The 21,504-nt window shown below is 49.5% G+C and carries 17 protein-coding genes; 3 read left to right on the top strand and 14 right to left on the bottom strand.

All coding sequences use genetic code 11. The features are described from left to right. Positions 1-61 precede the first annotated feature (61 nt). From FWE06_03800 to rpsL, 9 genes are all read right to left on the bottom strand, one after another. Positions 62-889: a hypothetical protein gene (locus FWE06_03800; GenBank protein ID MCL2546304.1), complete on the bottom strand. Its 828-nt coding sequence runs from the start codon at positions 887-889 to the stop codon at positions 62-64. 100 nt (positions 890-989) lie between these two features. Further along, complete coding sequence (gene spo0A / locus FWE06_03805) at positions 990-1,781, bottom strand: sporulation transcription factor Spo0A (GenBank protein MCL2546305.1); 792 nt, start codon at positions 1,779-1,781, stop codon at positions 990-992. A 513-nt stretch (positions 1,782-2,294) separates the two neighbouring features. Beyond that, complete coding sequence (locus tag FWE06_03810) at positions 2,295-4,493, bottom strand: ATP-dependent RecD-like DNA helicase (GenBank protein ID MCL2546306.1); 2,199 nt, start codon at positions 4,491-4,493, stop codon at positions 2,295-2,297. Between the two features lie 79 nt (positions 4,494-4,572). After that, positions 4,573-4,878, bottom strand: coding sequence for a hypothetical protein (locus FWE06_03815; GenBank protein ID MCL2546307.1), 306 nt, complete (start codon positions 4,876-4,878; stop codon positions 4,573-4,575). A 144-nt stretch (positions 4,879-5,022) separates the two neighbouring features. Beyond that, on the bottom strand, positions 5,023-5,532 hold the full coding sequence (locus FWE06_03820) for a small multi-drug export protein (protein ID MCL2546308.1): 510 nt from the start codon (positions 5,530-5,532) through the stop codon (positions 5,023-5,025). Positions 5,533-5,592: 60 nt separating this feature from the next. Next, entirely contained in the window at positions 5,593-6,792 is a 1,200-nt protein-coding gene (tuf, locus tag FWE06_03825; protein ID MCL2546309.1) for an elongation factor Tu, read from the bottom strand. 110 nt (positions 6,793-6,902) lie between these two features. Then, on the bottom strand, positions 6,903-8,978 hold the full coding sequence (gene fusA, locus FWE06_03830) for an elongation factor G (GenBank protein ID MCL2546310.1): 2,076 nt from the start codon (positions 8,976-8,978) through the stop codon (positions 6,903-6,905). A 12-nt stretch (positions 8,979-8,990) separates the two neighbouring features. Then, on the bottom strand, positions 8,991-9,461 hold the full coding sequence (rpsG, locus tag FWE06_03835; GenBank protein MCL2546311.1) for a 30S ribosomal protein S7: 471 nt from the start codon (positions 9,459-9,461) through the stop codon (positions 8,991-8,993). 351 nt (positions 9,462-9,812) lie between these two features. Then, complete coding sequence (gene rpsL, locus FWE06_03840) at positions 9,813-10,229, bottom strand: 30S ribosomal protein S12 (GenBank protein MCL2546312.1); 417 nt, start codon at positions 10,227-10,229, stop codon at positions 9,813-9,815. Between the two features lie 280 nt (positions 10,230-10,509). Between rpsL and FWE06_03845 the strand changes: the two genes are divergently transcribed. Together FWE06_03845 and nrdG are read left to right on the top strand one after the other, a co-directional pair. Then, positions 10,510-12,867 (top strand): anaerobic ribonucleoside triphosphate reductase, encoded by a 2,358-nt coding sequence (locus tag FWE06_03845; protein ID MCL2546313.1) that lies wholly within the window; start codon positions 10,510-10,512, stop codon positions 12,865-12,867. A gap of 1 nt (position 12,868) precedes the next feature. After that, on the top strand, positions 12,869-13,354 hold the full coding sequence (gene nrdG, locus FWE06_03850; protein ID MCL2546314.1) for an anaerobic ribonucleoside-triphosphate reductase activating protein: 486 nt from the start codon (positions 12,869-12,871) through the stop codon (positions 13,352-13,354). Between the two features lie 66 nt (positions 13,355-13,420). Here the strand turns inward: nrdG and FWE06_03855 are convergent, their stop codons facing one another. The 3 genes from FWE06_03855 to FWE06_03865 all read right to left on the bottom strand — a co-directional run bounded on the left by FWE06_03855 (position 13,421) and on the right by FWE06_03865 (position 17,481). Next, positions 13,421-14,017, bottom strand: a complete 597-nt coding sequence (locus FWE06_03855) for a helix-turn-helix domain-containing protein (protein MCL2546315.1) — start codon at positions 14,015-14,017, stop codon at positions 13,421-13,423. A gap of 185 nt (positions 14,018-14,202) precedes the next feature. Next, positions 14,203-16,578, bottom strand: a complete 2,376-nt coding sequence (locus tag FWE06_03860) for an ABC transporter ATP-binding protein/permease (GenBank protein MCL2546316.1) — start codon at positions 16,576-16,578, stop codon at positions 14,203-14,205. A 114-nt stretch (positions 16,579-16,692) separates the two neighbouring features. After that, positions 16,693-17,481, bottom strand: coding sequence for a histidinol-phosphatase HisJ family protein (locus FWE06_03865; protein MCL2546317.1), 789 nt, complete (start codon positions 17,479-17,481; stop codon positions 16,693-16,695). Between the two features lie 169 nt (positions 17,482-17,650). Between FWE06_03865 and FWE06_03870 the strand changes: the two genes are divergently transcribed. Beyond that, the gene (locus FWE06_03870; GenBank protein ID MCL2546318.1) at positions 17,651-18,076 is read left to right on the top strand and encodes a hypothetical protein; all 426 of its coding nucleotides are present in this window, start codon (positions 17,651-17,653) and stop codon (positions 18,074-18,076) included. Positions 18,077-18,129: 53 nt separating this feature from the next. Here FWE06_03870 and FWE06_03875 read toward each other — a convergent pair whose 3' ends face one another. Both FWE06_03875 and FWE06_03880 read right to left on the bottom strand, forming a co-directional pair. Further along, entirely contained in the window at positions 18,130-19,053 is a 924-nt protein-coding gene (locus tag FWE06_03875; protein ID MCL2546319.1) for a metallophosphatase, read from the bottom strand. Between the two features lie 28 nt (positions 19,054-19,081). Further along, positions 19,082-21,493, bottom strand: a complete 2,412-nt coding sequence (locus FWE06_03880; GenBank protein ID MCL2546320.1) for a N,N'-diacetylchitobiose phosphorylase — start codon at positions 21,491-21,493, stop codon at positions 19,082-19,084. Positions 21,494-21,504: the final 11 nt, after the last annotated feature.

The raw sequence follows: 21,504 nt of genomic DNA on the forward strand, positions 1-21,504 counted from the left end.
AAATTTTTCACAAAAAAAAGACAGGGCGCAAGCCCTGCCTTTTTATCGCGATACTAAACGTTTACTTCTCTTCTTTTTTTACCAGTTTCGGCACAACCAGTGCGCCTGCACCTGCCAAACCTGCCAAGCCTGTTACAACAATCATTGCAGCACCACCGTCAAATGTCTTAGGGTTCCCTTGTCCGGGTGCGGGTGTACCCGTTCCGGCACCGACCGGAGGTGTCGTAGTCGGCGGAGGCGTTCCGTTATCGGCAGGAGGCGTGTCTGTCGGAGGTGTTGCATCCGCCGTTGCGGCAAAATAGAAATATTCAATGGTGAATTGTCTGCCCGCGTGCGCATTTGTGCCGTCCGGATTGACCCAGAAACGAACTTCTTCCAGCGTCAATGTGTTACCGGTTATCAAATCGTTGACATTGATGGCTTTTCTGCCGCCGCCAACAAGCGCATCCGAGCCGATGCCCATGCTGACTTCATTGCCTGAATCATTTGAACGAAGCTCTGTCGGTTGGTTGAACGCAAAAATTAAATTAGGAACATCGCCGGTAATGTTGAAAATCAAATACGGCGTTTGTGTCAAATTGATTTCCAACTCATCAAAAAAGACGCGAAACAGCGTACCAACACCTTGCCCGTCGTTCAACGGACGTTCTTGCAGTGTCACACGAATGCCATTGCCTTGCGCTGTCGGAATCGCGTGCGGGTTGCCATCCGTGTTTCCCGTGGTGGATGTTTGGCTAGTAATGCCGTCTGTTACGCCCTCAATAAGCAGAGCTGTAAAGTCAGCTTCCGTCAGCAAATTTACATTTGCCGCGTTCGCCGAAGCACCCAGTGTAGCACCGACAAGCATAGCCGCAATCAGAAACAGCGCGATAAATTTTGTATTTTTCATAATATCCCCCCCTAGTTTAAAATAAATTATCATTGTACGTATAATATCACACTATATCTTAAATTGCAACACTTGACTAAAAAACTTGTGAAAATTTTTGCTAATTCTCGTAGTTGACAGCACTGCCCCGCAATTGCAGCGACAAACGGTCGGCAATCATGGCGATAAACTCCGAGTTGGTCGGCTTGCCTTTGGTGTTGGATACGGTATAGCCGAAAAAGCCTTGCAAAGTATCCAAGTCTCCCCTGTCCCACGCCACCTCAATGGCATGGCGGATGGCGCGCTCGACCCGCGACGGTGTTGTACCATATGTTTCCGCAACCGCCGGATAGAGAATCTTTGTAATGTTATTGACCGCTTTTTTGTTCTTAATGCAATAGACAATCGCTTCGCGCACATACTGATAGCCCTTGATATGCGCCGGTACGCCAATTTCGTGGATGATATCGGTGACACGTGCCTCAACATCGTTGTCCGAGCGCACAAGTGCCATGCTATAACTGTTGCCGCGTCCGCGCCGCGCCGCTTGACGGATACGTTCCATCAGCAGCGTCATATTCACCGGCTTATGCAATATGTAATAGGCGTTGAGTGCTTTGAGTTCCATCACGATGTTGTCGGGCAGGAATGCCGACACCACAATGAATGCCACACCATTTTGCCCTTTTGTTTCACGCACGCGCCGTACAATTTCAGTGCCGTCACGACTGGGTAGCAACGTGTCCACGATGGCAACATCAACCGTTTCGATTTCAAGTGTTTTCAACATTTCTTCGCCGTCGCCGGTAGACGAAACAACCTCTATGTCTTTCTCTACACCCAGCGTTGTCGCCAAAAAAGCGCGGAACTCTGCATTACTGTCTCCAATACAAACCCTAATTCTGTTGTGCATTGTCATACCCCTTACTTTATTTTGTTTTTTTCTTGGCATGTTGAAAAACAATTTATCGACCGACAAGTTTATCATTTTTCGGCACTGCACGCTTCCAAAATATTAAACTCGGCAACTTACCCGCACTGCAGCGCGGACTGCAAGTCGAGAATGTGTTTTTCAACTTCTCTTTTCTGCGACAGGCCTTGTCAACGAGAAAAGAATACCATGTTTTTTGTCGAGTCTTCAAGGGGATTTTTGACATGTTTTTGGAAAAACAGCGTTTTTTCATCGTGTTTATTCGACAAACAGGGCATGCACCCAAGAAAATGCGAGCCATTTCGCATTTTCTTGGATATTCGTTTTATTTTATGTCAATTGGTTGCAATTTTGGTTATGGCTTTGTGTGCACGAAAAAAGTGGCCTAGAGCCTGTCTGCTTTCTGTCTACCAATGATGATTATGAAAACATTCGACAAAGCTCGACAGGAGATTGAAAACATTTTAGCTGAACTTTTACGTCATGTCAAGCATTTTAAGAAAGTTCTTCCAACCGAGTTCGTAGTGACGTAAACCGCTTGCCGCTCTGTTTCTTTTTCACCATCGCCTCCAACACCTCTACCCGCCCTACAACAATCATCAGCTCCCGCGCCCGCGTCATAGCGGTATAGAGTACCTTACGATTGAGCAACATCGGCGGCGCAGGCATGGCAACAAACAGTACTGCCGGAAACTCGCTACCCTGCGCCTTGTGTACCGTCATAGCATATGCCAGCTCCAACTCATAAAGCAAATCAAAGGGGTATTCCACTTCTCTGTCGGCAAACACAACTGTTAACGAATCCGTGCCTGGGCTGACAGCCGTAACAAGACCAATATCGCCATTGAAAACGCCGCGCCCCGACACCTCATTAATGCCATCAACCCACTCCAAATCATAGTTATTGCGCACCTGCATAACGCGATCGCCGAGACGGTATATTGTATCACCAAACCGCCGTTCCGCCTTTTGCGCATCGAATGGATTAAGTGTTTGCTGCAACATTTTATTAAGGTGAATTGTGCCGCATACGCCACGCCGCGTCGGCGAAATAACCTGAATTTGTTCGGGCGCGAATCCCATATTTTCAGGCAGCCGTGTCGCACACAGCTCGTTGAGTGTGTCAATCACAGCATCCTCGTGACCGCGTTTAAGCAAATACAAATCGCCGTCGTTTTGAATATTAGGCGTATCACCCCCGTTAATCTCGTGCGCTGCAACAATGATGCGGCTCTCGGCAGCTTGACGAAAAATCTCAGTCAGCTGCGTGACTGCAAAAATTTCACTATCTAGAATTTCGCGCAAAACATTGCCGGGGCCAACGCTGGGTAACTGGTCGGCGTCCCCAACCAAAATCAGCCGTGCGTCAGGTTTGATAGCCGTCAGCAACGCCTGCATGAGCTGAATATCAACCATCGACATTTCATCGACAACAATAACATCGGCACTGAGCGGATTATCCTCATCATAGCGGTAGTGAATCGCCTCGTCGGCACTGTCAAACCATATTTCCAGCAAGCGATGGATGGTGGTGGCCTCATGCCCTGTAAGCTCGCTCATTCGTTTGGCGGCGCGTCCCGTCGGCGCAGCAAGTACAACATCTAAATTCAACGCCTTGAAAACATCAACGGCAACGCGAATCGTGGTTGTTTTGCCCGTACCGGGCCCGCCGGTCAGCACAAACAATGCGTTTTCAACACAAGCACGTACTGCTTCACGCTGACAATCGGCCAATGCCAGTCCCGACTCACCTTCCATCTCTTCAACAAGCGTTTCCCACGCGCCGACAGGCGGTGGCGGCGATTCATGCAAAGTCATCAAGCGTTGCGCCACATCAATCTCAGCCGCGAACAGCTGTGGCAAATAAACACCGTGCGGCTCGGCAATAAATCGCCCGCCGTCTATCATATTATCCAGCGCGATTTCAACCGGCTCAATATCTAAATTCAATAATTGTGCCGTCGTTGATACCAGTGCATCACGCGGCAAATAGCAATGTCCTTGGTTGACATTAAAATACATTTGACACAATAAACCTGCATCAATGCGAATACTTGCTGCGCGGTCAATTTCCATCGATAACGCCATGGCATCAGCTTGCGGAAACTGTCTGTCGTATTGCCCTTCCAATACCAAATATGGGTTAGTACGCAGCTTGTCTAACGCAATGTCGCCGTACACTTGATACAACCGCATGGCAATGTGCGGCATAAAGCCATTGGCGTCTAAGAACTCCATTAAGTGACGTACAGTATTTTGCTTGGCAAACTCTTGCCCCATTTCGGAGGCTTTTTTCTTAGATATGCCCTTCACTTCTGCCAACAATTCAGGCTCTTGATCAAGAATTTCCAGGCTCCGCGCACCGAACCGCCTGACAATCGCCTCAGCTGTTGCCGCACCGATGCCTTTAAGAACACCACTTGATAAATATGCCAACATCGCTGACTCAGTCGCCGGCAAAGCACGTGTAACAACGCTTGTTTTGAATTGCGCACCATGCTTGCGATGGTGCGCCCACGTTCCCGTAACTTCCAACTGCTCACCTAGTGCAGCATAAGGGATTGTACCAACGACAGTCACATCGGCACCCTCAGTGGTGTGTAACTTGACAACAGCATAGCCGTTCTCCTCATTTTTGAAAAGAACGGCAACGATTTCACCTTGAAGTTGCTCATGTTGTTCCATCAGCTGCATAAAACTATCCTCATACGAACATTAAAATCATTATAAAGGAACGACCGTCCTTTGTCAATCAAAAGCGGTCGTCTTACCTTTATTCAGTGGACATATTTTGCATGACCCATAGCTGGCTGTCGTATTGCAGCGCCAACTTCGACAACAAACTGTCATATTTATTTGTCGCGATAACAGGATGCAATTCAACAATGCCCCATTGTTGAATCCATGCAATAGATGCCAATGTCTGCCGCAAGCTTTGCTCGTCAAGCATGTCGGCATTGACAACAGCATAAATGAGCCGCGCATTGTGCCGCGCAACCATGCCTATGAGCAGCCAAACCAGCGCAACAAGGCCGTAAGCCGCCAGCAACGTAAACAATCCTTCGTAGACTAAACGCATACAAATCGCCTCCTAAGGCATTGTATGCCAAACGAAGCGCTTATGCCCCGAGCAGATAGTATGGAATCACGCCTTTCAACGTGTATGGCTTATACGATCAACCACAAAAGGTTTGAACGCGTTCGCTGCCTATTCAACGCAACTCTACCCCAACAACCACTGGAACGCCGCCGCGCCACTATAACTAATCACCGTTAAAATCGCGGCACAAACTATTACCCCGCCAAAAATAGGCGGCATAGCTTCTTTTAATGACATATTGAGCAATGCTGCGACCAGTGACCCCATCCACGACCCTGTGCCCGGCAACGGCAATGCACCAAAGAAAAATAATCCCTGCCGCTTATATTTCAATACTTTTTCCGACTTCTTTAATGCCTTTTCCTCAGTTCGTTCTACCCAAGCACCAAATCGACCCCATTTCTTTAACCATGCAAAAATGCGTTTGATGAATACGATAATAAAGAACACGGGGAAGAAATCTCCCACAACAGCGACAGGAAAAACAATATACCAAGGCAACCCCAACACAAGTGCACCAAACGGAATGCTGGCACGCACTCCCACCATTGGCGTCAACGAAACAATAAATACGAGGAGCATTTGTCCCGCTGTTGAGCTCATTAGCCATGTCTCTTGTAACCAAGTAATCATAGAATACTTCCTTGCAAAACGCCCCCTAATCATAGGAGGCGTTTGTTGAATTTTAAGTTCTTAGCCCTCGATTTCGGAAACAACGCCCGAACCAACGGTACGACCACCTTCACGGATAGCAAAACGTAGACCTTTTTCGATAGCAATCGGCGTAATCAGTTCAACACCGATGGTAACATTGTCACCCGGCATACACATCTCAACACCGGCAGGCAATTCGATAACGCCGGTAACATCGGTTGTACGGAAATAGAACTGCGGACGATAGTTACCGAAGAACGGGCTGTGTCGACCGCCTTCTTCTTTCGACAGGACGTATACTTCGCCTTTGAACTTGGTGTACGGCTTAATTGAACCGGGCGCAGCAAGCACTTGACCGCGCTCGATGTCAGTTTTGGCAATACCGCGCAACAACAGTCCGGCATTGTCACCCGACTCAGTTTCATCCATCTCTTTACGGAACATTTCAACACCCGTAACAACGGTTTTTTGCGTGTCGCGGATGCCGACAATTTCAACTTCCGAACCTTTTGTCAAGCGGCCACGCTCAACACGGCCGGTCGCAACCGTGCCACGCCCGGTGATGGTGAAAACATCTTCTACGGGCATCAAGAACGGCAAATCAACCAAACGTTCCGGCGTCGGGATGAATTCATCAACAGCTGCCATCAAGTCCATAATGCACTTGTACTCGGGTGCGTTTTGGTCTGTCGAAGGCGATTCCAACGCAATTTTAGCCGAACCGCGGATAATTGGCGTATCGTCACCAGGGAAATCATACTTGTTGAGCAGGTCACGAATTTCCATCTCAACCAGCTCCAACATTTCTTCATCGTCAACTTGATCAGCTTTGTTCAAGAAAACAACGATGTGCGGCACGCCAACCTGACGAGCAAGCACGATATGCTCACGCGTTTGAGGCATCGGACCGTCAGCCGCGCTGACAACCAAAATTGCGCCGTCCATTTGCGCCGCACCGGTGATCATGTTTTTAACGTAGTCGGCGTGGCCGGGGCAGTCAACGTGAGCATAGTGGCGGTTTGCCGTCTCATACTCAACATGAGCAGTACTGATGGTAATACCACGAGCTTTTTCTTCTGGTGTTTTGTCAATTGCATCATACGCGCGGAATTCGGCTTGACCGCCAAACGACAGCACTTTTGTGATTGCCGCTGTGGTGGTGGTTTTACCATGGTCAACGTGACCGATGGTGCCGATGTTAACGTGTGGTTTATTACGTTCGAACTTTTGCTTAGCCATGGGGTGAATCCTCCTTAGTTTTCATGTCCTTTTGTGATTTATAAATTATTGTATACGATGAGGGAATTTTTGTCAAGGGGGAAATTTGCCCCGCCTTGTATACGGCAGCTCTACTCTTTCCCTGCGATCAGTTTCTCCGTCACACTCTTAGGTAGCTCAGCATAATGACTGGGCTCCATAGTATACTGTCCGCGCCCTTGCGTGTTGGACCGCATCGACGTCGCGTAACCAAACATTTCGCTCAACGGCACATCGGCGTTGATAATCGTACCGCCGGAGCGTGCGTCCATCGACCGCACCATACCGCGCCGCGCCGTCAAATCGCCGACAATGGCACCGGTATAATCATCAGGAATGGTAACGCTGACTTTCATAATGGGTTCCAACAGCACCGGGTCGGCTTTTTTCGCGGCGTCTTTGAACGCCATCGAACCGGCGATTTTGAATGCCATCTCACTACTGTCAACTTCATGATACGAGCCATCATGCAGTGTGACTTTAACATCAACCACGTTGTAGCCCGCCAGGCCGCCCGACAGCATCGCACCCTGAATACCGGCATCAACAGCACCAATATACTCCTTGGGAATGGCACCGCCAACGATTTTGTTGACAAACTCGTAGCCTTTGCCCGATTCATTCGGCTCAATGTCAATTTTAACATGACCAAATTGGCCTTTACCACCCGACTGGCGCGCATACTTCATATCCGAACTTGACGCACGGCGAATGGTTTCTTTGTACGCAACTTGCGGTTTACCAACATTGGCTTCGACCTTAAATTCACGCAACAGTCTGTCAACAATGATTTCAAGGTGAAGTTCGCCCATACCGGCGATGATGGTTTGACCCGTTTCCTCGTCGGTATACGCACGGAAAGTCGGATCTTCTTCCGCCAATTTCGACAATGCAATGCCCATTTTTTCCTGACCTGCCTTGGTACGTGGCTCAATGGCTACGCGGATAACAGGCTCAGGGAATGTCATTGATTCGAGGATAATCGGTTTCTTTTCATCGCACAGCGTGTCGCCTGTCGTGGTATTTTTAAGGCCAACGGCCGCTGCGATGTCACCGGCATAAACCACGTCGATATCACTACGATCATTTGCGTGCATTTGCAAAATACGGCCGATACGCTCGCGATTGTCTTTCGATGAATTATACACCGCCGAACCCTGTGCCAACGTGCCCGAATAGACACGGAAGAAGCATAATTTACCGACATAGGGGTCGGTCATAATCTTAAACGCCAGCGCACTGAACGGCGCGTCGTCGCTGCTTGGACGGCTGTCTTCCTGTTCAGGGTCATCAGGATTCACACCTTTGATATCCTCAACATCAGTCGGTGCGGGCATATACTCAATAATAGCGTCAAGCAAAAGCTGCACACCTTTATTTTTATACGATGTGCCGCATAACACGGGGATCATTTTAACGGCGATGGTGGCTTTGCGAATGGCATCACGGATTTTCTGCTCGTCGATAACTTCACCTTCGAGATACTTCTCCATAATTTCATCGTCAAAGTCGGCCACGGCTTCCAACATTTTTCCGCGGTATTCCTCTGCTGTGTCTTGCAAATCAGCAGGGATTTCCTCAATACGAATATCTTTGCCCAAATCGTCATAATAGACATGTGCTTTCATGCCGATAAGGTCGATAATGCCTTTGAAGTCGCCCTCGCTGCCAATAGGCAACTGAATGGGTATCGCATTACATTTCAGGCGGTCAATCATCATTTCAACCACGTTGTGGAAATCGGCTCCCGTAATATCCATTTTGTTGATATACGCCATACGCGGTACATTATAGTTATCCGCCTGACGCCACACCGTTTCCGATTGTGGTTCAACACCGCCTTTGGCACACAATACCGTCACCGAGCCATCCAATACGCGCAAGCTACGCTCAACTTCAACGGTGAAATCAACGTGACCCGGTGTATCAATGACATTGATGCGGTGATCTTTCCATTCGCAGGTGGTCGCCGCGCTGGTAATGGTAATGCCGCGCTCTTGCTCTTGTTCCATCCAGTCCATGGTGGCATTGCCCTCATGGGTTTCGCCAAGTTTGTAGTTCTTGCCAGTGTAGAACAAAATGCGTTCCGTTGTCGTGGTTTTTCCCGCGTCAATATGCGCCATAATGCCGATATTGCGGGTTTTTTCCAGGGATGTCTGTCTTGACATTTCTTGTTCTCCTTACCAGCGGTAATGCGCGAATGCTTTATTTGCCTCCGCCATTTTGTGCATATCTTCGCGTTTCTTAACGGCACTACCGGTTTCGTTTAGTGCGTCGAGCAACTCAGCCGCCAATTTTTCGCGAATAGTACGTTCACTGCGCTTGCGGGCACAATCGGTCAACCAGCGCAGACCTAATGTTGTACGGCGCTCGGGACGCACTTCCACCGGGACTTGATACGTCGAGCCGCCAACACGGCGCGCTTTGACCTCCAATGCCGGCATGATGTTCTCCAATGCCTCGGTAAACGCTTCCAACGGCTCTTTACCGCTCTTTTCGCGCACGATGTCAAAGGCACCATACACGGCTTTTTGCGCCACACCTTTTTTGCCATCAAGCATGATGGAATTGATTAGCTTGGTCACCAACTTTGAGTTGTAGACCGGATCGGGCAACACATCCCTCTTGGGGATAAAACCTCTTCTGGGCACGTTGCTTCCCTCCTTCTAAAATTTTAGAGCTCCTCGGTACTCGGAACGATAAAATCGCCCCGTTGTGCCTTGCCCGACATTTCGTAGAGGCAAACTGCGTTCACCCACGAACGCAAACAGCGCGTCCCTACATAATATCTAAAACAAGGCATAAACCTTGCGTCTAATTTCGTTTATTTCGCGATTGTATCACGTCTCATATACGGCGACTACTCATCGAAATTTCAGTCTTTCAACTTCCGACTCCGTTAGCTTGTTTCTGGCGTTTCGTTTGCGACGAAAGCCGACAGTTTCCAACTACATGAAAGTTTACAGACACGCCAAATTTTGTCGACCGCCTATTCAGCGTTTCTACTTCGCTTTGGGCTTCTTAGCACCATACTTCGAGCGCGACTGCTTGCGATTTGCGACACCGACTGTGTCGAGTGTGCCGCGAATGATATGGTAACGGCAACCCGGCAAATCTTTGACACGACCGCCGCGAATCATCACCACGCTATGTTCCTGCAGCGTGTGACCCACGCCTGGAATATAGGCTGTGACCTCAATACCATTGCTCAAACGCACACGCGCCACTTTACGCAGAGCCGAATTCGGCTTCTTAGGCGTTTGCGTACGCACAACAGTACAGACACCGCGCTTTTGCGGCGACGAATGGTCAGTCGCGCGATTTTTCAGTGTGTTAAGACCCACTTGCATGGCCGGTGCGGTCGACTTGTATGTCACCTTCTCGCGCCCCTTGCGCACCAATTGGTTAAATGTTGGCATAATCTTCCTCCTTCCTTCAATGCTTGTTCGCGTTTTATTGCACGCAGACAGTTACTATACACCAAAATCAACCTATTGTCAATAGCCCGCCTCTCACTTTACACAAAAAACTTCTATAAAATTTTTCAAAAAAATGCGTTTGAGCTGTTGACAAATTATATTCTTTGCGATACACTACATATACGATTGCGCTGCGACGCCACCACAACATATTGCGCTTTATGTTATCCGACGATTTGGCGCAAGGTTTACTGTTTCTATTTAAAAAGGAGTGTTACACATGACAGAGAGAGTTTTGGCCGTTGATGCCATTAAGAAAAGGGATGGGCGGGTTGTTGGATTCGACTGCCAGAAAGTCGCGCGCGCAATGGAAAAAGCTTTTTTCGCCACTTGCGGCTCGGAACGTTCCGATGTCGCCCACAAATTGTCGTTGCAAGTTTACGATGTCCTGCTCGCCAACCCCCACACAACACCTGATGTCGAAGGCATACAAGACATCGTTGAACAAGTTTTGATGGACAACGGGCATGTGCAGACCGCCAAGGCATACATATTATACCGCGCTCAACGCAGCCGTCAACGCGAAATGAACACCTCATTGATGAAAATTTATGAGGACATTTCATTCAGCGACGCGGCAACAAGTGACGTCAAGCGCGAAAACGCCAACATTGATGGTGATACCGCCATGGGTACTATGCTTAAATACGGTACTGAGGGCGCTAAGCAATTCTATGATATGTTCATGCTCAACCCCGAACATTCGGCGGCGCACAAAGAAGGTGACATTCACATCCACGACCTCGACTTCTACGGTTTGACGACGACATGCTGTCAAATCGATATCATCAAATTGTTCAGCAACGGCTTCTCAACCGGGCACGGTACGCTGCGCGAGCCGAACCATATCTCCTCTTACGCCGCGCTGGCTTGTATCGCTATCCAAGCAAACCAAAATGACCAGCACGGTGGACAGAGTGTTATGAATTTCGACTACGGCCTTGCTTTGGGTGTCGCCAAAACGTATGCCAATATGTATGCCGACGCGATGAGCAATGCGCTTGAATTACTTGGCGGCATTGAAAATGCACGTGAGATCGCTAAGGCAACGCAGGCGCGAATACTTGAATCAGCCAACCTCAAACCGGTGATTGCCAACGACAACGGCTATGCTGACCATGAAGCAGCCTTGTTGCTCTCACATGTTGACGACGAGAAACTTGTTGTCAAGATGCAAACTTTCGCCCGCAAGCAAGGTGAGAAAGAAACCGAACGCGCCACATACCAGGCCATGCAAGCACTGGTGCACAATCTCAATACCATGCACAGCCGCGCCGGTGCACAAACGCCGTTCTCCTCCATTAACTACGGCATGGACACCAGCCCCGAAGGCCGCATGGTTATCCGCAATGTGCTGTTGGCGACCGAAGCAGGCCTTGGGCGCGGCGAAACGCCGATTTTTCCCATCCATGTCTTCCGTGTCAAGGAAAGCATCAACTACAATCCCGGCGACCCGAGCTACGATTTGTTCCAATTGGCCTGTCGCGTCAGCGCCAAGCGGTTATTCCCCAACTTCGCTTTTGTCGACGCACCATTTAATCTAAAATTCTACAAGCCCGATGACCCAAATACCCACGTATCATATATGGGCTGCCGCACACGCGTATTGTCAAACGCTTACGACCCCACCAAAGAAATCAGCGGCGGGCGCGGCAACCTATCTTTCTCGAGCCTCAATCTACCACGTATGGCCATTAAAGCCAATCGCAATGTCACGCAATTTTTCGAGGAACTCGACCGCAAAATTGACATGCTTATCGAGCAGATGTATGAGCGGTACGAGGTGCAAGCCAAAAAACGCGTGTACAACTTCCCATTCCTGATGGGGCAAGGTGTATGGCTTGACTCCGAAAAGCTGGGCCCCAACGACACGATTGGCGAAGTGCTAAAACACGGTACGCTATCAATGGGCTTTATCGGATTAGCCGAAACACTGGTGGCATTGACCGGTTCACATCACGGCGAATCTGAAATCGCCCAAAATTTAGGTTTGGAAATCATCGGCCATATCCGTGCGCGACTGGATGCCGAGAGCAAAAAGCGCGGCATGAACTTCACGTTGCTCGCCACGCCTGCAGAGGGCTTATGCGGCCGGTTTGTCAAACTCGACAAAAACCGTTATGGCGAAATTACCGGCGTGACTGACAAAGACTTTTACACCAATAGCTTCCACATTCCCGTTGAATTTGACATCGGCATTTACGACAAAATTCAACTCGAAGCCCCCTACCACGCACTGACCAACGCAGGGCATATCACCTACGTTGAACTTGACGGCGACACGGCGCGCAACCCCGAGGCGTTTGAGAAAGTCATCCGCATTATGAAAGATGCGGGCGTGGGTTACGGTTCAATTAACCACCCTGTCGACCAAGATCCCGTTTGCGGCTTCTCCGGCATTATCGACGACGAGTGCCCGCAATGTGGTCGCACCGAAGCTGACGGGCAGGGCGAATTTGAACGCATCCGCCGCGTCACCGGCTACCTTGCCGGCTCGATTGAGCGGTTCAACAATGCCAAACGCGCCGAAGAGCGCGCCCGAATCAAGCATGAAAAGGCCTGTTTAAGCGAAGTGTAGTATGACTTTACGAATTAATGCCCGCATCAACGAAACCATCGCCGACGGCCCCGGCTTCCGCTACGCCATTTACACGCAAGGCTGCCTACACAACTGCGAAGGCTGCCACAATCCCGAAGCCCTAACCCCCGACGGCGGCTATGACATTGACCTCGCAGTCATTTTAGCCGAAATCGACGGCAACCCGCTGCTGGACGGCATTACGCTGTCCGGCGGCGAGCCGTTCTTGCAAATCGAGCCGCTTGTTGACCTCTGCCGCATCGTACGGGCCAAAGGCTTGAACATTTGGGCGTTTTCCGGTTGGACATTTGAGGAGCTTTACGCCGATGAACACAAGCGGCAGCTTTTAGAGCTGTGCGATGTAGTTATCGACGGGCGGTTTATGCTTGCCGAGCGGACGCTGACGTTGCCATGGCGCGGCAGCGAAAATCAACGAGTGATTGATGTCCCTGCAAGCCTGCGCGATGGGGTTGCTGTGACGTTATAGGCAATACAATGTCCAAGACTATGCATGTAATTAGGTTCAACGAAAAAACGCCCTACGAGACGATTTTTACTCCCAATTGCCTTGTGTATACCGTGTGTCCAGCATATCGCTAATACCTGCTAATAACATTATAATCCCTTGCACACGGTGCGGCTGCACGATGTAACTGCCGCGATTGTTGCTGTCCTCAACGACCAGGTCGGCGGCAAGCAGCGGTTTTAAGTGATGGTATACTTGTCCGGTGGTGTTATAGCCGCATTGCTCAACAAGCTGTGCAACGGTACGCGGCGCACGGAGCAATGCCAATAACATATTCAACCTGTCGTTGTTGCCAATGCACGCCAACACCTTTGTTGCGACATTACTTTCGATGAGTGCGAGTAAATTGTCGGTACTTGCTTGCTTGGTTATCCAGTTCGATTGCCTGCCGCCCGACGCAAACACACCTAGATACGTAATTGCGCCGCTATTACCGTCGTTATCGACTTTTTCACAATGTTCCTCCATCAGAATGGACAGTCGCTCATCAGGGTGCATTTTTTCCATTGGTTCGACGTGTTTCCATTCTTTTGTTGGTTGTTTTGACGTTCTCATCAACAAGCCTTTGATTTCGTCAAGCTGTTCGCGGATGCTGTCGATTTCTTTGCCATAGTTGCGCTCCATAGTGACCTCCTGATAATATTGATTTACGCATTAGCATAATATCATATTACCATACCTCCGCACATTCGTCAATGCGTTTATTCGTATTTTCGTAAATTGTTTTCGCGTGATTTGTTAACGCTCCTAATAAATACTATCCAAAACCAAAAGGGACGGCTCACGCCGTCCCTTTCTCTTTCTCTCAATTATTCGGTTCTAAGTGCCACCACCGGGTCTTTCTTAGCCGCCATCTTCGACGGAATAAAGCCCGCCAATAACGTCAAGCCAATACTGCCCAGCACCAAAACGGTTGCCGACACAACCGGCAGACTTGCAATGCTCGGCACTTCGACCATGCTGTACACAACGGCGTTGATTGGAATGGTCAGTAAGAAGGCGATGCCAACCCCTAACAAACCCGCGCCCAGCCCAATCAGAGCCGCTTCAGCGTTAAACACGCGTGAAATATCTTTCTTACGCGCACCGACGGCACGCAAAATGCCAATCTCCTTCGTGCGTTCCAACACCGACACATAGATGATTATAGCAATCATAATCGTCGAAACAAACAGCGAAATGGCGGTAAAAGCAATCAACACCGCGCTGATAACGCCAAGTATGGCTGTGATCATGCCCGCAATCATCGCGCCCGGGTCATCGTAAAGAATCTGCTCCTCCTCGGCGCGACCCTCGTTCCACGCATCTAAATATTCTAAGATGACGTCTTTGCCCTCATAGTTACGCGGATAAATCAACATAAATATAGGGTCGGCATTATACCCTAAAAATTGCAGTAACGGCGTGCGCAACTCTTCTGTCGCGTCGAGATAAAGAGGCGTGCCGGCTTGGACTTCACTGCCGGGGCCACCAATATCTACATTGACAAGAACGTAATCGCTATCGGCTTGCGCTTCGGCAATACGCCCGGCATTGTCCAGCACAAGCTGCGTCAGTGACGGCAGATACAATAGCCCCGGATGAATCATCTCCAATGGCATATTCACACCCTCACGCATCCGCAGTACGCCGACAACTTCCAATTGCAGCCCCTCGTCAAACAAGCGATCAAACTCACCGGCTTGCGGTGTCGCGAAAAAACCGCTATCCAATTCTTCATACCAGTCGTCGTTAAAGACAAGACTCAGTGGTGTTGCACCAATGAAGTCAGTCAGCTCCAAGCTGTCACTGTCGGTAAAGAATCCCAATCGTGTAAAGAAACGATGGTCAATGCGGTTGTATTCGTCAACAACCAGCAAAATCTCATGCGGTTCAGTCGGCATACGGCTGTCCTCGCCAATCAGTTCATAAAGCGACAGCACAAAGTCCGGATTGTCGGGCATTTCTTGCCAAAAAGCACTGATGCTCATTGACGTCATGCCCATGGGTATATGTGAGCGGTCAAAAATAATCGTTGTGTCTTCACCGCGCGCCAGCAAATTCATATTGACAAGCCGCAGCCAACTCTGAGCGTGAACGGCGTCGGGGTGTAACTCACTCAGTGCCGCCACATAATCAAAGTACTCTTGTGTCAAGACATTGGTGTGCGTGCGCATATTCTCCATACGATCCCAACGATAGACAATATTATCCTCCGTAAAGGCCTCCTGTCCGTTTTCAAAGCCTTGCATCATAGCTTCCATATCCATCGGGTTTTCCGAAATCACGAGGGGAAAATTGGCTAACGCCTCGGATTGCATAGTATCAATGTAATTGCCCATACCAGCCGACAACGCCAACACCAGTGCAATGCCAATGATGCCGATGCTGCCCGCAAACGCCGTAATCAATGTGCGTCCACGCTTAGTCATCAAATTCTTAAACGACAGCGCCGTTGCCATGACAAACGACATTGAGGTTTTCTTAAATTTCGCGGGTTGCGCCGCTGTCGCCACTTCATCATCAACAACAGGGTTGCTGTCCGATTGCACCTCACCGTCAAGTAAGCGGATAATACGCGTACTGTACTCATCAGCCAATTCAGCATTGTGTGTCACCATAATAACCAAACGTGTTTTAGCAATTTCTTTCAAAATCTCCATAACTTGTGTGCTGGTCTGGCTGTCAAGTGCCCCCGTCGGCTCATCGGCCAAAATGATATCTGGATTATTGATCAACGCCCGCGCAATGGCAACGCGTTGCATCTGCCCACCCGACAGTTGGTTAGGCTTTTTACGAAACTGGTCACCCAGGCCTACATCAATAAGTGCCTGTTTGGCGCGCTTGCGACGCGCCCGTGCCGAAACGCCCGACAACGTCAGCGCAATTTCAACATTTTGCAGCACCGTTTGGTGGCCGATGAGATTATAGCTTTGAAATACAAAGCCAACTGAACAGTTGCGATAGGCATCCCAATCAGCATTTTTGAATTGCTTAGTTGATTTTCCACCGATGATTAAATCGCCGCTGTCATAGCGGTCCAGCCCGCCAACAAGATTGAGCAACGTCGTCTTGCCGCAGCCCGATGGACCGAGAATAGATACAAATTCACTATCACGAAACGCCATTGACACGCCATTGAGAGCAGTCACCGTTTCAGCAGCTTTGTATGTTTTGCGGATATTTTCGAGTTTCAGTTTGAGCATGTGTTATAAAATGTCCTTTCAAATGATAGGGGACGATTGCGATCGTCCCACAACTTATATTAGTATATCAAACAAATATTAGCACAATATGAACAGATAGCCATTGCATATATTTTAAAACGCCACAAATGACAGCTGCCCATCTGTGAAACGACTAAGGCGTGTAAAACCGACCTCGCGCAACAACGCCTGCCCCGCCTGCAAGTTGGCACCCACACGGTCGGCTGTATGCGCGTCGGAGCCGATGGTAATAATCTCACCGCCGCATTCACGATACAATTTTAGCAATGGCAAATCGGGATGAGTACGGTTGCCTTGTTCAGGCCTATCCATGCCGGCTACGTTGAGCTCAATGCCCAAGCCCTTATCGATGACCACGTTGAACAACTCGACAATCCGCGGATAATAGCGCGTAAAGTCAATGTTGAGTTCCTTAGGGATATACCGCAATGGATATGTCAAATGTCCCAATACCGAAAATTTGCCCCAAGCCACCAGTTCAAACAACTCATCGACATACAAATTCAGCACCTCATACGCTGACTCAGCACAATTAAAGGTGAGAAAATAAAAATCAAGGGCAAGTTTCAAGTTGTGAAGTGAGCCGATGGTAAATTCCGGCTGATAGTCACGCATCAATGCATCAGCAGCACTGAGGTCATGGTGCGCCTGTCCCAACTCCATGCCTCGCACAAGCGACACATCTGGATATAAGGCGCGCACGCGCTCAAATTCTTTTTCTGTAACCAAACAGTCGCTTTCCGGCTTTTGTCCACACAAATCAATGTGGTCGGTAATGGCAAGCTCGGCAACGCCAGCATTTCGTGCGGCTTGTGCCATGGCGTCAAGACTGTCGCGCCCATCAAACGAAGCAGCTGTATGGGTATGGTAATCGTAAAGCATATATCCTCCATGCAGAGCGCAATATCTCCATTGCGCTGCAAATTGTGCTACACCCAGTATACGGCAAACACAGTCAGAATTCAAGTGCTTTTTAGCCATTGACATTTGATGAATGCTCGTGTATAGTAGGTATAGCGTTCTAAATTAAATTATGAAAAGAGGAAACCCCATGAAAACAAAACGTATCGGTGCGGCTCTTATCGCTGTCGCACTTGTCGCGATGTTACTCTTAACCGCCTGCGGCGGCGGTGGCTCCAGCACAAGCCTCAGCGGCACATTCTCCGACGACTTGGGCGAGATTTCGGTTACATTCAGCGGACAGAACAACATCGAAATCACAGAGTACGGCTTTACTGTTTCAGGTACATACCGTTTGAATGACGGCGTCATTACTGTTTCAGTCAGCCGTTCTGCAGTGCGCGCCGCGATGGAAGCCCAAATGGAAGAAATGGAACTTTCACTGGAAGAGTTTGCCGACGAAATTGAAGAAGAGCTTGACCTCATCATGGAAGAGTTTGCCGAAATGGAACTCATTTGGGATGAAGATGCCGACACCATCGACTTTGAAGGCTTCGTTACCCTTACAAGAGACTAATATAGTATACTCAAAGGGACGGCATTTTCCGTCCCTTTTTTATTTGCATGAACTCACGCCGCATCTTCTTGCAATAACAGTGCCCAATAATCGTCAATCATTTGCTGGATTTCAGCATCCGGTGTCACGCCCTCTACTGAAAGTAACCTGCCGTCAAAATCCTGTAAAGTCCAAACTCCATATACTCTTGCAAACGTAAGATCCAGCTGCCCTAAATAATGATTCTGCTCACCGCCGGCCTGCACAATTGGAATTCTGCGCTCGCCATCACGGACAATCTCGGGCTCATGGAGCGCTAAATGGTTATCTCCGCCAATAATCGCACTGACTGAGCGCATGGTCCTGTCCAGCTCAATGCCCGCGTGCGAGAGCACAATATGGATATCAGCTCTGTCGTTCGTCTCCTCCACTATTTGCAAAACAGTCTGTGCCGGATCCAAAAAGGTATAACGGCTGGTAAACTCAAAGCCTCGATCCCAAGGCTTTGGGGATGTCACACCAATAATGGCTACATCCACGCCCTGCACATCAAGAATAATGTACGGCAAAAAGCCTTCCACAAACGCACCGTCCAACATCACATTGCCTAACAATACAGGAAACTCAGCATGCTGCAAAATAGTGTGCTGCGAAATATAGCGCAATTCATCATCAACCCGCGGAAATTCATTATTGCCAAACACAAGAGCATCGTACCCCATGGCGTTCATAACACTAATTTCCGCCACACCGTTCCATGCTTCAAAAGGCCCGCGCCTATAGATATCTCCACCATCCAACAGCAACACATTTTCCGTTTCAGCACGGATTTCATTAATCAAAGTCGCATATTGCGGCACATCAAACAATACACCGTGCCAATCGTTGGTATGCAGGATGGTAAGATGAAATGTCTCCTGCTCTCCACTGCACCCGGCTGAAAACACCGCAAGCATTATCATGCAGAGCATTAAAACGGTTATTTTCTTCAGCTTCATGGTTTGCACATCCTTTTTTATTGTTCTCTTACCCCATCACAACCGTCACATCACACACGCAGCCGTTGTCGCAAGGCGTAATTTTATCAACTTCCTGCCCGTTGACCAAAATTTTGACAACGCCTTTTTCTACACCGTTTGGGTTTTCAACGGTGATGTTATACGTTGCGCCGCGCCAACGGCGTGTTGCGGTAAAGCCTTTCCAGTCAGCGGGAACACACGGGTCAATCGTCAAGCAATCATACCCCGGGCGAACGCCGACCATGTAATGCGTTGCCGCAAAATACGCCCAGCCGCCCGAACCTGTCATCCACGGGTGCCGCGCGCGGCCGTGCGCCGTGTGGTCTTTGCCCATGACGAACTGGCAGTACATATACGGCTCGGCTTGACGGATGTCAATCATTTCATTTTGGCGCGACGGTAATAACGCGTCGTAGAATTTCATTGCGCGTTCGCCGCGTCCCAGCATGGCTTCTGCGACCCACGCCCACGGGTTTGGGTGGCTGAAAATTGCGCCGTTTTCTTTTACGCCGGGATACACGCGCGTCATGTAGCCAATGTCGTCGTCTGGCACTGTAAACGACGGCGCGTTGAGCATTAAGCCCCACGGTGTATAGAGCCATTCGTCGACCGAGTCCATGCACGACAAGGCGTGTTCGCGCGGTGCAACGCCCGAAATAACCGCCCATGTGTTCGATTCCATATGCACTTTTCCCTCGGCGGACTGCTGTGTGCCGATTTTCAAGCCGTTTTTGGTAATGCCGCGGGCGTACCATTTGCCGTCCCACAATTCTTTTTCGCAGGCAACAACAACTTTGTTGCGCATGGCTGTATATTTCGCCAAGTCGTCGGTTTTCCCTGTAAACTGGCATAACTCAATAAAGTAATTCAACGCCCATGCGTGCAAGAAGCTAACCATAGCACTTTCGCCGCCGCCTAAGTTGAGGCAGTCGTTCCAGTCGGCGCGCAAGCCTTTGCAAATGCCGGTTTGTCCGACTTGCTCGGCAGAGAAATCCAAAATTTTGGTCAAATGTTCGTACACCGAACCGCTAATATCATTGCCGCTGGCGTTTTCCGCGTAACCAACAACTTCGTCCAGCAACGAAATTTCGCCTGTTTCCTTGATATACTCGCAAATGGCAGCCACCAACCACAGCGCTGAATCAGCGGTTGTGTCACGCAAATCTTCGCGGATTAAGTTGCCCATATCGGGTTCCGGTTTGACAGTCGGCGATTTTGCAGGCACTTTGCGCTCGCCTTTGGGCTTAAACCACTCCGGCTCGAACAAATGCAATCCCCAGCCGCGTGTTGTTAAGGCTTGCAGCAGTTCCATAATACGCGAACGGCATTTTTCGGGGTTTGAATGCGGGATACACATCGCGTCCTGCGCCGTATCGCGGTAGCCGAGACCTGTACGCCCGCCAACCTCGATAAACGATGCAAATCGCGAGAACATCACGTTGATTTCGCTTTGATACAGCGTCCATGTGTTCAGCATGGTGTTCATGCCGTCGTGCGGCGTGTTGATTTGCAGTGCGCCCAGCTTATCTTCCCAGAATTTCGCCAAATCGGCACGGGCAGCATCAAGCGCTTGCGGGCAAGAATACTTTTCGCGAATGGGTGCGCCTTCTTCGCGTTTGCCGTTGCCAATCATGAACGAAAAGCGTTTGCTTTCGCCGGGGGCGATGGTGATTTTTTTGTGCAACCCCATGCAATGGTTGCCTGTTTTTTCAAACGAATTTGTGCACTCGCCTTTTTCGACGGCAATCGGGTTGCGCTCGTCGTGCCAAACGCCTAAGAAGTTGTCGCGCAAACAATCAAAACTGTCCGGCTCAAAGCAAGCCGCCGCCCATTGGTAGCCGTCGGGGTCGTAGAACAGGTCGAGTTCAATCATGCCGTCGGCATAGCTGCTGCCGCTGCAATAGTTGGACATTTGAAAGTTTTGGTTGTCAAAATCAATGTGATTGTAGCTGAATTCGGCATAACCGAACAGCGAGAATTCGCGCGGCTTGTCCGTCGTGTTTTCCACCGTTACATCCATAATATAAACATCGTCACCGCGCGGAATAAAGTTGGTTTGCGTGGCTTTAATGCCTTTGTACTCGCACTCGTAAGTCGAGTACGACAACCCGTGGCGGCACAAATATTTCGCTTGGTCAAGCGGCTTGCCAACCGGCTGCCATGAAACTGACCAGTAATCACCATCAGCGTTATCACGCAGATACACGTAATGCCCGGGTCTGTCCAGCGGTGTACCGTTGGGGCGGAAGCGCGTAATGCGATGGTACTGCGGCGATTCGTAGAACAAGTAGCCGCCTGATGTATGGTTAAGCACCGCACACATTTTTTCTACACCAATGTAGTTTGTCCACGACACGGGCACGTCCATGCGGTCGATAACGTATTCGCGCCGCGCGTCATCAAAATAGCCATATTTCATTGAAAAGTCCT

Source organism: Oscillospiraceae bacterium (assembly GCA_009780275.1).
Classification (GTDB): Bacteria; Bacillota; Clostridia; order Oscillospirales; family UBA929; genus WRAI01.